This is a genomic window from Mesorhizobium sp. M7A.F.Ca.CA.002.05.1.1 (assembly GCF_003998335.1).
Lineage (GTDB): Bacteria > Pseudomonadota > Alphaproteobacteria > Rhizobiales > Rhizobiaceae > Mesorhizobium.
In genome coordinates this window covers 1-10383 of record NZ_RZQI01000121.1, presented here as the reverse complement: position 1 = coordinate 10383, position 10383 = coordinate 1, and the positions used below count along the sequence as shown (strand labels likewise).

At 61.7% G+C, this 10383-nt stretch carries 15 protein-coding genes; 8 read left to right on the top strand and 7 right to left on the bottom strand.

Features of this window, described 5'->3' with window-relative positions:
* The 6 genes from EN939_RS09040 to EN939_RS09015 all read left to right on the top strand — a co-directional run.
* Positions 1–315 (top strand): ArsR/SmtB family transcription factor (locus tag EN939_RS09040; RefSeq protein WP_164750922.1); only part of this gene is annotated, 315 nt, incomplete at its 5' end.
* Positions 312–737, top strand: coding sequence for an SRPBCC family protein (locus tag EN939_RS09035; protein WP_127267745.1), 426 nt, complete (start codon positions 312–314; stop codon positions 735–737). The genes EN939_RS09040 and EN939_RS09035, both read left to right, overlap by 4 nt.
* Positions 738–793: 56 nt before the next feature.
* Positions 794–1015 carry a hypothetical protein gene (locus tag EN939_RS09030; RefSeq protein ID WP_127267744.1) on the top strand — a complete coding sequence of 74 codons (222 nt, stop codon included), beginning with the start codon at positions 794–796 and terminating at the stop codon, positions 1013–1015.
* A gap of 11 nt (positions 1016–1026) precedes the next feature.
* Complete coding sequence (locus EN939_RS09025; RefSeq protein WP_127267743.1) at positions 1027–1464, top strand: DUF1801 domain-containing protein; 438 nt, start codon at positions 1027–1029, stop codon at positions 1462–1464.
* A gap of 29 nt (positions 1465–1493) precedes the next feature.
* Positions 1494–1886, top strand: coding sequence for a VOC family protein (locus EN939_RS09020; protein ID WP_127267742.1), 393 nt, complete (start codon positions 1494–1496; stop codon positions 1884–1886).
* A gap of 40 nt (positions 1887–1926) precedes the next feature.
* Positions 1927–2334 carry a DUF1801 domain-containing protein gene (locus EN939_RS09015; RefSeq protein WP_127267741.1) on the top strand — a complete coding sequence of 136 codons (408 nt, stop codon included), beginning with the start codon at positions 1927–1929 and terminating at the stop codon, positions 2332–2334.
* Here EN939_RS09015 and EN939_RS09010 read toward each other — a convergent pair.
* Complete coding sequence (locus EN939_RS09010; RefSeq protein ID WP_127267740.1) at positions 2331–3509, bottom strand: NAD(P)/FAD-dependent oxidoreductase; 1179 nt, start codon at positions 3507–3509, stop codon at positions 2331–2333. The two genes, EN939_RS09015 and EN939_RS09010, sit on opposite strands and share 4 nt — an antisense overlap.
* A gap of 81 nt (positions 3510–3590) precedes the next feature.
* Positions 3591–4178: a TetR/AcrR family transcriptional regulator gene (locus EN939_RS09005; RefSeq protein WP_127267739.1), complete on the bottom strand. Its 588-nt coding sequence runs from the start codon at positions 4176–4178 to the stop codon at positions 3591–3593.
* Between the two features lie 138 nt (positions 4179–4316).
* Between EN939_RS09005 and EN939_RS09000 the strand changes: the two genes are divergently transcribed.
* Entirely contained in the window at positions 4317–4874 is a 558-nt protein-coding gene (locus tag EN939_RS09000) for a DUF308 domain-containing protein (RefSeq protein ID WP_127267738.1), read from the top strand.
* Between the two features lie 139 nt (positions 4875–5013).
* On the opposite strand, the gene EN939_RS08995 is transcribed toward EN939_RS09000, so the two are convergent.
* The 3 genes from EN939_RS08995 to EN939_RS08985 form a co-directional block, all read right to left on the bottom strand.
* The gene (locus EN939_RS08995; protein WP_127267737.1) at positions 5014–5751 is read right to left on the bottom strand and encodes a dienelactone hydrolase family protein; all 738 of its coding nucleotides are present in this window, start codon (positions 5749–5751) and stop codon (positions 5014–5016) included.
* A gap of 103 nt (positions 5752–5854) precedes the next feature.
* The gene (locus EN939_RS08990; protein WP_127267736.1) at positions 5855–7150 is read right to left on the bottom strand and encodes a CynX/NimT family MFS transporter; all 1296 of its coding nucleotides are present in this window, start codon (positions 7148–7150) and stop codon (positions 5855–5857) included.
* Positions 7147–7824: a FadR/GntR family transcriptional regulator gene (locus tag EN939_RS08985; protein ID WP_127267735.1), complete on the bottom strand. Its 678-nt coding sequence runs from the start codon at positions 7822–7824 to the stop codon at positions 7147–7149. The genes EN939_RS08990 and EN939_RS08985 overlap by 4 nt, the downstream gene beginning before the upstream one ends.
* A 503-nt stretch (positions 7825–8327) precedes the next feature.
* On the opposite strand from EN939_RS08985, the gene EN939_RS08980 reads away from it, so the two are divergent.
* A complete protein-coding gene (locus EN939_RS08980) occupies positions 8328–8600 on the top strand; it encodes a hypothetical protein (RefSeq protein ID WP_127267734.1) in 273 nt (90 codons plus the stop codon).
* Positions 8601–8654: 54 nt separating this feature from the next.
* Here EN939_RS08980 and EN939_RS08975 read toward each other — a convergent pair whose 3' ends face one another.
* Both EN939_RS08975 and EN939_RS08970 read right to left on the bottom strand, forming a co-directional pair.
* Entirely contained in the window at positions 8655–9350 is a 696-nt protein-coding gene (locus EN939_RS08975) for a 4Fe-4S dicluster domain-containing protein (RefSeq protein ID WP_127267733.1), read from the bottom strand.
* Positions 9351–9439: 89 nt separating this feature from the next.
* On the bottom strand, positions 9440–10383 hold a 944-nt coding region (locus EN939_RS08970; RefSeq protein ID WP_206528276.1), incomplete at its 5' end, for a trimethylamine methyltransferase family protein.

Here is a 10383-nt window from a genome sequence, read left to right as displayed (position 1 = left end):
GCTCACGATATCCTCTTCAGAACGCTCTCCGATCCGACGCGTCGTGCGATCTTCGAGCGCCTGTGCCGACAAGGCGAGCAGACGGTCGGCGCCCTGACGGCTCAGTCGGGGGTCTCCCAACCTGCGGTGTCGAAGCATCTCGGCGTACTCAGGCAGGCCGGGCTGGTGCGCGACCGCCATCAAGGACGGCAGACCCATTATAGCGCCCAGATCGCAGCACTTTCCCCGCTGACCGACTGGACGAACCAGATGAATGCGTTCTGGCAGAGCCGGTTCGACGACCTCGAAAATTTGCTCAAAAGAATGGACCAATGACCAACATTGCGACCGAAACGCGCTCCGTCGTCGTCGAACGTGAGATCCCCTATCCGCCGGAAAAAATCTGGCGCGCGCTGACCCAACCGCATCTGATCGAGGAATGGCTGATGAAGAACGACTTCAAGCCAGTTGTGGACCACCGTTTCAATCTGCGAAAGGAAACGCAAACCGACGTGAGCATTGTTGTCGACTGTCAGGTAACAGCCGTCGAGCTGAACAAGACACTGTCCTACACGTGGCAGGCCTATGGCCTCGAGAGTGTCGTCACCTGGACCCTCATGCCGACCAGCACGGGCACCCGGTTGCGTATGGAACAGTCCGGCTTCCGGCCGGATCAGGAGCAGGCGTATCGGGGCGCGACGAGTGGGTGGCGGCAGTACTTTACAAATCTGGGTCAGGTCCTGGCGCGGATGGATTGAACCCGCCGACATGCGGATCACGGGTCCGCTTCGGTCTGTTTTGACAGGAGGAGCTATTGGACAGGAACAAGTGGGTTCGGCAAATTCATCGCTGGCTGTCGATTATGTTTACGCTGACCGTTGTCGCCAACTTCGCCACCATGGCATTCGGCCAGCCTCCCGCCTGGGTAGTCTATTCGCCGCTCCTGCCGCTCTTCCTGCTGCTGTTCAGCGGCCTGTACATGTTCGTGCTGCCCTATGCCGCCAGGGGCCGCGGCGCGCAGCGTGCCGGCGGATAGGAGTGGGTAGAATGACCAAGACGCAGGGTCAGTCGACCAAAGCGGCACCGGTCCTGCTCTCGGGTGGCAACCCGCAAATCGCCAAGGGCGACGGCGACGCTCCGGTGCAGGCCTACATCGCTGCAATGCCGGGCTGGAAGCGTGGCCTCGGCGAGCGGCTCGACGCGCTCATCGAACACAACGTGCCCGACGTGCGCAAGGCCGTGCGCTGGAACTCGCCCTTCTACGGCGTCGAGGGCCAAGGCTGGTTCGTGAGTTTCCATGTCTTCACCCACTATTTGAAAGTGACCTTCTTCAGCGGCACGTCGTTGCGGCCGATTCCGCCTGGCGGCACGGCCAAGAGCAAGGATGTGCGCTGGATCGACATCCGCGAAGACGATCCGTTCGATGAGGCGAGGATGGTGGAATGGATCAAGCAGGCCGCGGCCCTGCCCGGCTGGATCCCGTAATGACCGACTATGACAGAGGAAAAAGAGCCATGAAGATCAAGCTGACCAGCGTGTATGTGGACAACCAGGAAAACGCACTGCGCTTCTACACCGACGTGCTGGGCTTCACCAAAAAGGCCGATTTCAGCAACGGGCCTTATCGCTGGCTGACCGTGGCCTCGGCTGAAGAGCCTGATGGAACCGAGCTGCAACTCGCGCTCAACGACAACCCGGCCGCCAAGGCCTATCAGGAAGCCATCTTCAAGCAGGGCCAGCCCGCGGTCATGTTCTTCACCGACGACGTCAAGGGCGACTACGAGCGCATCAAGGCGAAGGGCGGTGCGTTTATCCAGCCGCCGACCGAGGCGACCGGTTCGACCATCGCCCAGTTGAACGACAGCTGCGGCAACCTCGTTCAGATCACCCAGCTGGCGCGCTGGTAACGGCGGCGGTTGAAACGGGTCGAGACACAGGAGACACCCAATGACCCCCTCGCAACATATCGACCAAATGATCGCCGGCCTCATCGATTGGCGCGGCGATACGCTCGCCGGCATCCGCAAGACCATCCTTGCAGCCGACCCGGACATCGTCGAGGAGTGGAAGTGGATGGGCAGCCCGGTATGGTGCCTCGATGGCAACATCGTGGTCGGCAACGCCCACAAGGACAAGGTGAAGCTGACCTTTTCCCATGGCGCCAGCCTGCCGGACCCCGACAATCTGTTCAACAATGGTTTTGGCGGCAAGGTGTGGCGGGCAATCGACATGTTCGAGGGCGACAGGCTCAATGAGGGCGCTTTAAAAGAGCTCGTCCGCGCAGCGATCGATTACAATCAGGCCAAAAAGAAGAAGAAAGCGGCTGCCGGGGCGAAGCCACAGACGCAAGTCTAGGCCGCCTGGCCTGCCACCCAGCCCGACGACCATGCCCACTGGAAATTATAGCCACCCAGCCAACCCGTGACATCGACGACTTCGCCGATGAAGAACAGGCCCGGCACGGATTTCGCCTGCATCGTCTTCTGGTCCAGCCCGTTGGTGTCGACCCCACCCAGCGTCACTTCGGCGGTGCGGTAGCCCTCTGAGCCGGCAGGCTTGATGCGCCAGTCATTGACTGCGGCAGCTATGGTTTTCATCTGGGCGTCGGAAAGATCAGCAAGGTTGCCGTCGATCCCGGTGCGCTCGGCGATCGACTGCGCAAGCCGCTTCGGCAGATGATTTGCCAGCACCGTTTGTGCCGCTTGCCGCCCATTGCTTCGCTTGGCCACCCGAATGAGGTCCGCCACGTCAACTGCCGGCAGCATGGCGATGCGGATTTCATCGCCCTCGCGCCAATAGGAAGAGATCTGCAGGATAGATGGCCCGCTGACGCCACGATGCGTGAACAGCATCGCTTCGGAGAACCGCGTCTTGCCGCAGGCGACTTCCGCGTCGACGACGTTGCCGGCCAGGGGCGCCAGCCGTTCGAGCGTGTTTACGTCGAAGGTCAGCGGCACCAGCGCCGGTCGCGTTTCGACAATGGCAAGGCCGAACCGTTCGGCAAGCTCATAGCCGAAACCGGTCGCCCCCATCTTGGGGATCGACTTGCCGCCGCAGGCCACCACCAGCGACTGGCAAGTAACCAAGCCTGTGGAGAGGGTGAGCGCAAACCCCTCCACGGTTTTGCGGACATCCTCAACGCTGGCCGAGAGCGCCAGCTCCACGCCCCTGCCCTGCATTTCCGAGACCAGCATGTCGATGATCTGGCGCGCCGAGCCGTCGCAAAACAGCTGCCCAAGCGTCTTCTCGTGATAGGCAATGCGTTGGCGTTCGACGAGGGCGATGAAATCGCGCTGCGTGTAGCGACTGAGCGCCGAAATGCAGAAATGCGGATTGCCCGACAGAAAATTCTGCGGGCTGGCATGGATGTTGGTGAAATTGCACCGGCCGCCGCCGGAGATGCGGATCTTCTCGCCAGGCGCCGTCGCATGATCGAGGATCAGCACCGAACGGCCGCGCTTGGCCGTCTCCACGGCGCACATCATTCCGGCGGCACCCGCGCCGATGATCACTACATCATAGGATTGCATCAGGCTATTCGTTCCCGCTCGACCAACTCATTTGGGGCGCGCCACTTGCGCTGCCTGATACCACTTTGGCCCGATAGTTTTCTAGCAATCCCGTCCCAGCAGCCTGGTGATCTGGGGGGTGACGATTATGGTGAACAGCCCGGGATCGCTGAAAGCCCTCGCGGACAGCATTGCCCCGTGAACCGATGCCATCAGCATCTGGGCCTCCTCCTCCGGCCGGTTGTTCAAGCGGAACAAGTCCTGTTCCATTCCAGCCCGCAGCACCGACGTAAGCCATCCCGCGAGATTTTGGAAATGGGCACGAACGCGTGACGCCACCTCTTCCGGCAGCATCTGCATCTCGCCGGCGAGCATCGCGCAGACGCAGAACGACGGCGAGGCATCGCGAATGCATGTCCGCCAATAGTTCAGATAGGACTGCAGTTGTTCAGCAGGGCTTGAGAGTTCTCCCCGGAGAGACTCCAAACCCACTTCGGCCTGCCGCCTGTAACGATCCACCAGCACCGAAACCAGCTCGGCCTTCGTCGGAAAATGATGGTGGATACTCGCCTTCCTGATGCCGATGTCAGCCGAGATATCGGCATAGCTGAACCCGTTGTAGCCTCCCGCGACGATGAGAGACTGCGCGACATCGAGAATCTTTTCTGAAGTCGAAGCCATTGATTTCATATCGCCGCCTACCTTCTGGTAGGCGAACTGTCAAGGTTGCATCGTTCCCGATTCTCACAGGGAGGTGTTCCGGACATTGGGTTGACTTAGGGGTTTTGTCTACCTACTAATAGGTAGACAGCAACAAGGAATCTGCCAATGCAAAACCAATCTTTCACCCGGTCCGGATGGCTACGATCCTATTATTTCGCACGCGCCATATTTTCTATCGCCTGGGTTGCTGCCGCCATCCTGTTCAACGGGCAACCCGGTCCCACCGCGTTTCTGCTCGTGATCTACCCGGCATGGGACGCTCTCGCCAATCTGGTTGACGCCAGGGTAAATGGCGGCCTGAAGGCCAACTCGTCCCAGGCTTTGAATGTCGTGGTCAGCACGATAACGGCGCTCGCCGTCATCGTGGCGGTTAACAACAGCATGTATGCCGTTCTGGCCGTGTTTGGGGTTTGGGCGATCCTCTCAGGCCTGCTGCAGCTGAACACGGGACTAAAGCGTTGGCGCTACCAAGGCGCACAATGGCCGATGATCCTCAGTGGTGAGCAGTCGGCCCTCGCCGGCGGCTTCATGATCAGCCGATCCCTCGGCACGGCTGCGCCGACGATTCTGGACATCGCCCCTTATGCCGGGTTCGGCGCGTTTTACTTTCTGCTTTCCGCAATTTGGCTTGTCGTAGCAGCCTATCGCAAGGCAAACGCCTAGGTGCTGCCCGATCCGGCGGCGGCAAGGTGAAAGTCATCTGCCGCCGTCGAAAGGGCAAGCATCGCTCACTCTTTGCCGCATCGGCTGCCGTTCTGGTTCAAAGACGCGTAGCGTCCTGCTCAGGGGCGCGACCGCTGCCTTAGATCAGCGTCTCGGCGAACAACGTCGTCAGCCGCTTCCAATGGCGTTCGGCACCCGCGGCGTTGAAAACGCTATGATCGGGCACGCACCAGCCATGCGCCATCCCGGCATAGTTCTCGATGACATGGTCGACTTCCGCAACCCGCAACGCTTCCTCCAATCGCATCGATTGTTCCGGCGGGAAACTTCTGTCGACACCCGACATGCCGACATAGACGCGCGCCTTGATGGAGGCTGCCTTGCGATGCGGGCTGTCGGCGGCGTCGCTGGCCAGATTGCCGCCATGGAAGCTTGCGGCCGCCCTTATCCTGTCGGGATAGTTAGCGGCGGCGTTCAACGCCCGGCCGCCACCCATGCAATAGCCGACGGTGCCGATCGGCCCGGTGATGCCCTCGGCAGCAAGCGCGTCGAGGAACGCACCGCTGTCGCTGATGGTCATCTCCTGTGTCGTGCCGGTGACCAGCGCCATCAGCGGGATTTTGGTCTTTTCCTCGGCGAAGGCGGTCTTGGCGTCGAACGGCCCGTAGGGCGCATTGCGGTAGAATAGGTCGGGCACCAGCACCGCATAGCCTTCATTCGCGAGCCGCTCGGCCATACCGTCGAGCGCCGGCCGCGGACCGAAGGCGTCCTGATAGAGAATGACGCCGGCCTTGGCAGGAGATGCGTTTGCCGAGTGGAAAAGCCCGGCATTGGCAACACCATCCCTGGTCTTGATCTGAATGTCGTGTTTCGTCATCGCCCGCTCCGTTCGACTGATGCGCGATACATATCCGCGCAAGGCCATACGGCAAGGCATTCCCGGGGCGTGGCAGTCAACATTTCGTGCAGGATTGCGGACGCTATTGCTCGCCCTCGCGCACGGTCCGCGCGCCGACATGCAGCGCACGGCCGGCACCGAGCCCCATGATGGCTACGCCAAGCCCGAGCGCGACGAACAGGAACGCCGTTCCCGAGAAACTGCCGGTCCAGTCGCGGATCAGGCCCACCAGCAGCGGACCGAATGCCGCCAGCACATAGCCGACGCCTTGCGCCATGCCTGAAAGATGCGCGGCGACATGCGAATCCGGCGAACGCAGCACGATCAAGCTCATGGCAGCCGCGATAAGGCCACCTTGCCCGATGCCTTGCAGGACCGCCCAGAACAGCATCGTCGAGGTCGGCGCAAAGAGAATGCCGAGCAGCGCGACCACCGCCGTGGCAACGAGCGCCACATTGATGCCGCGCTGGTCCTTCAGCCGCATCGCAAAGGATGGCACGGCGAGGCAGGTGATGACCTGCGCCATCACTGACACCGAAACCATGGCGCCAGCGGTGGCCGCATCGAAGCCACGCTCGCGCAGGATCGGCGCCAGCCAGCCGAAGATGCAATAGGCGAGCGCCGACTGCAGCCCCATGAACAGCGTCACCTGCCAGGCCAGGCGATCGCGCCAAAGCCCGACGACGCGAAAGCCTTGATGGCTCACTTGCCGCCGGCTGCCCAGCGCCTGCGGAATCCAGATCAGCAACACAATCAGGGTCGGCACCGCCCAGGCAGCAAGTGCTCCGGACCATGAACCGGTGACAAAATGCTCGATCGGCAGCGTGAAGCCGGCGGCGGCGGCCGAGCCGGCGCAGAGCGCCATGGTGTAGAGCCCGGTCATGACGGCGGCCCTGTCGGCGAAATCGCGCTTCACCAGGCCCGGCAGCAGCACATTGCCGATGGCAATGGCGCCGCCGGCCAGGAAAGTCGCGACAAACAGCAGAGGAACCGTACCGAACCAGCGCAGGCCGGTTCCCAGCACCAGCAAGGCGAGCGCCCCGAGCAAAGTGCGCTCGGCTCCATAGCGCTGCGCAAGCCTTGGCGCGAAGGGCGCGAACAGGCCGAGGCACAGGACGGGCAGCGTCGTCAGCAGGCTGGCGCCCGTTGTCGACAGCCCGGTTGCCTGCATCACCTCGGGCAACAGCACCGACAGGCTCGAAAACAGCGGCCGCAGACTGAAGGCGATCAGCACAAGGCTCGCGCCAAGCACGATGCGCGCCGCACGGCTGCGCAGTTCAGGCGGCTGCGGCATGGGCAGGCTGTCGGCCTCGGCACCGATGAGTTCCAGACCCTCGACCTCGGCCTTCGGATCAGGCTGACGAAAACTCTGGTTCATTGCGAAAGCAGTCTTTCAAGTTGGGCAAGCACCGGCGCCATGAAGGCTCGGACGGCGGCAACGGCGCGCTCGGGATCGCTCGCGGCAATGGCGTCGACGATTGCCGCATGCGCCTGGTGGTCCGGCTCGGGCAGATCGCCGTCGATGGTGGCATGGATGGTCTCGGTGATGGCAGCGGTGAAGAAGTCGTAGAGCTCCATCATCGCCCTGTTGCCGGACGCCGCGACAACCGATTTGTGGAAGGCGAGATCGCGCCGGATGAAGGCTTCGCTTCCGCCTTCGGCGACAGTGCCGCGCGCGGCAAGCAATTGCCGCATCCGATCGAGGTCGGCTGGCGTGTGGCGCAAGGCGGCGAGCCTCGCGGCTTCGAGGTCCAGCGCTGCCCGCGCCTCCCACTGATCGCGCAGGCCGCTGCGCTTGACCCGGTCGAGCGCGGCAGAGGTATCGACGGCGGAGCGCACATAGGTGCCCGAGCCCTGGCGCGTATCCAGCAATCCCTGCGAGACCAGCACCCGCACCGCCTCGCGCACCGTGCCGCGGCTGACCGACAGAAGGTTGGTCAGAGCTGCCTCGTTGGGGATACGCTCGCCGACGCCCCAGCGGCCGCTGACGATTTCAGCGCGCAGGCTCTCGGTGGCGCTGTCGGTGAGATTGGTTCGGATAGCAGGTTGCATCGACCTATTCATCAAGTCATCAGATGACTTGATGAATAGGCCTACTCCTGGCTGCCGTCAAGCTACTGATCGAGATGGTAGTGGGTCAGTCTGAAATTCAGCCTTTGAATGGCCGGCGTTGAATGCGATAATTCAGGCATGGATGACACATCCGAAACTAAGACACGAAACGGTTGGGCGCCCTTGCACGTTGAGCAAGCTCTTGGTCTTAACCCGGACCTGCCAAAGCGCTGCCCCGAGTGTCATGGTGCTGTTCGCGCTCACCGCGAAAGTAACAATGGGATGCGCGCTCATTTCGAACACATCGAAGGGCATGATGGATGCTCGCTAAAGCCGCGAACATTTTCCGGTACTAAATCAATGCACCCAGACGCCCTATCATGAAAGCTTTGCGAGATTGGTGACATTGTTGCGCTGATCGAAGTGAAGGAAATTGAGAAGCCGGTGCTGCGCGGCCCTTACAAGAAGCGGACAGCTTGACTTCAATATGCTATGCCGCCGCCATGAAGAGCTATGATTTCGATCCTACCGAATTCGCCAAGTTAGAGTTCCTATTGGCTCACGCCGTCAGTTTTCTCCATCAAGAGCGGAGCAAGGCCGAACTCAATCAATTCCAGGCCAAATTCCTCCCGATTATTCGCGATGTATATTATCAGGTGTTGGGACCTAAGATTGATGATCGCCAGCGTGAGGCAATCTCTGTATCCGATCCTTGGGATCCAGAGTTGACTCAGGAGCGGGCTATCGAACTCCTAGCTGAGATATTCAAAGCTTAGATTTCAAACTGACTCACTACCATGAGATAGAAACTCACCAAGCTATGGCGCCGATCAGTCGGCGGCTGACGCAAAGCTTGCCATGTGAAACGCCTGGATCTCAGCCGGATAGCGATAGGCGATGCCATAGGGGCAGGCATTGCGGTCAAGGCAGCCGCCGCTGCGGCACGGCTCGCCCTTCGCTCCTCGCACATGCGCCAGACAGGACTGGTAGGCGAATCCTTCCGTGGAATAGGCATCGACCGGACAGTATCTCAGGCAAGGTTTCTCGACACAGGTGTCGCAAAGGTGGATCGCCTTGCCCTGCTCCGGAAGCGCGATCTCGTCCTCGAACAGCAGCGCACCGCGATAGGCATGCCAAAGCCCGTATTGCGGATGCATGAGGATGCCGAGCGGCGACGGTTTTAAACCCTCGGCCCGCATCGCCCATTGCTGGAACGGAAGATAGGGTTTGTCGGAAGGCGAAACCGCACGGGCTTGGAATTCATTGGCCACGGCGCCAATGACCTGCCGCGACCAGTTGTCGAGCGGATCGGCGATTGTCCGTGGCTGGTTTTCGCGCCAGCGCAGGAAATGCGGCCAAGGTGCCGCCCCCGCCTGCCCCACCAGCAGCACGGACCTTGCTGGCGCGCCCGAGGTGCCATGTGGAGCATCCTCGTCGCCAGGGAACACAAAGCCGCCGCGCAGGATGAGGCCGTTGGCGCCAAGCGCGGCCGTGATCTCCTCGATCATGCCGCGACGCGCAATCATTCCTTCTTGACCGGATCGGAGAACGCGCTCCGCCAGACTTCCTTGTGGATGATGTTGGCGACTTTAGCCCCGCCTGATTCGGGCTCCTTTCAAGTGAAGGCGTCGGGCATCGACCCCTTCTTCTTGGCGATGAAGTCCTTCAACGCTTCGTCGATGCTCGGATCGAGATGCGGCGCCTCGTAGCTTTCCAGCCAGCGGCGGGCAAGCTCGTTGGCGCGCTGCGGCGCTGTCTTCTCGCCTTCGGCCAGCCACTGCTCGTAGGAATTGTTGTCGGCGATGTTGGAGCGGTAGAAGGCGGTCTGGAAATTGGCCTGGGTGTGGTCGCAGCCGAGATAGTGGCTGCCGGGGCCGACCTGGCGGATGGCGTCCATCGCCTGGCCGTTTTCCGACAGGTCGACACCCTCGGAAAACTTCTGCGTCATGCCGAGCTGGTCGATGTCCATCATGAATTTTTCATAGCAGGACGCCAGCCCGCCCTCGAGCCAGCCAGCCGAATGCAGCACGAAATTAGTGCCGGCCAGGATGGTCGAGTTCAGCGTGTTGGCGCTTTCATAGGCCGCCTGAGCATCCGGAACCTTCGACGCGCAGAGCGAACCGCCGGTACGGAACGGCAGGCCGAGACGGCGCGCCAGCTGTGCGGCGCCATAAGACACCAGCGACGGCTCCGGCGTGCCGAAGGTCGGCGCGCCCGACTGCATCGAGATCGACGAAGCGAAGGTGCCGAACAGCACCGGCGCGCCCGGCCGGATCAGCTGCGTGAACGAGGCGCCGGCCAGCACTTCGGCCAGGACCTGCGTCAGCGTGCCGGCCACCGTCACCGGGCTCATCGCGCCGGCAAGGATGAACGGCGTGACGATGCAAGCCTGGTTGTGGCGCGCATAGACTTTCAAAGCGCCGAGCATGGTCTCGTCGAACACCATCGGCGAGTTGGCGTTGATCAGACTGGTCAGCACCGTGTTGTTCTCGACGAAATCGTCGCCGAACACGATCTTGGCCATGGCGACGGTGTCTTCGGCGCGTTCCGGCGCGGTCA

Coding starts and splice junctions, on each gene's coding strand:
- EN939_RS09035 (WP_127267745.1), top strand. CDS start 312: ATGACCAACATTGCGACCGAAACGCGCTCCGTCGTCGTCGAACGTGAG.
- EN939_RS09025 (WP_127267743.1), top strand. CDS start 1,027: ATGACCAAGACGCAGGGTCAGTCGACCAAAGCGGCACCGGTCCTGCTC.
- EN939_RS09020 (WP_127267742.1), top strand. CDS start 1,494: ATGAAGATCAAGCTGACCAGCGTGTATGTGGACAACCAGGAAAACGCA.
- EN939_RS09015 (WP_127267741.1), top strand. CDS start 1,927: ATGACCCCCTCGCAACATATCGACCAAATGATCGCCGGCCTCATCGAT.
- EN939_RS09010 (WP_127267740.1), bottom strand. CDS start 3,509: ATGCAATCCTATGATGTAGTGATCATCGGCGCGGGTGCCGCCGGAATG.
- EN939_RS09005 (WP_127267739.1), bottom strand. CDS start 4,178: ATGAAATCAATGGCTTCGACTTCAGAAAAGATTCTCGATGTCGCGCAG.
- EN939_RS09000 (WP_127267738.1), top strand. CDS start 4,317: ATGCAAAACCAATCTTTCACCCGGTCCGGATGGCTACGATCCTATTAT.
- EN939_RS08995 (WP_127267737.1), bottom strand. CDS start 5,751: ATGACGAAACACGACATTCAGATCAAGACCAGGGATGGTGTTGCCAAT.
- EN939_RS08990 (WP_127267736.1), bottom strand. CDS start 7,150: ATGAACCAGAGTTTTCGTCAGCCTGATCCGAAGGCCGAGGTCGAGGGT.
- EN939_RS08985 (WP_127267735.1), bottom strand. CDS start 7,824: ATGCAACCTGCTATCCGAACCAATCTCACCGACAGCGCCACCGAGAGC.
- EN939_RS08980 (WP_127267734.1), top strand. CDS start 8,328: ATGAAGAGCTATGATTTCGATCCTACCGAATTCGCCAAGTTAGAGTTC.
- EN939_RS08975 (WP_127267733.1), bottom strand. CDS start 9,350: ATGATTGCGCGTCGCGGCATGATCGAGGAGATCACGGCCGCGCTTGGC.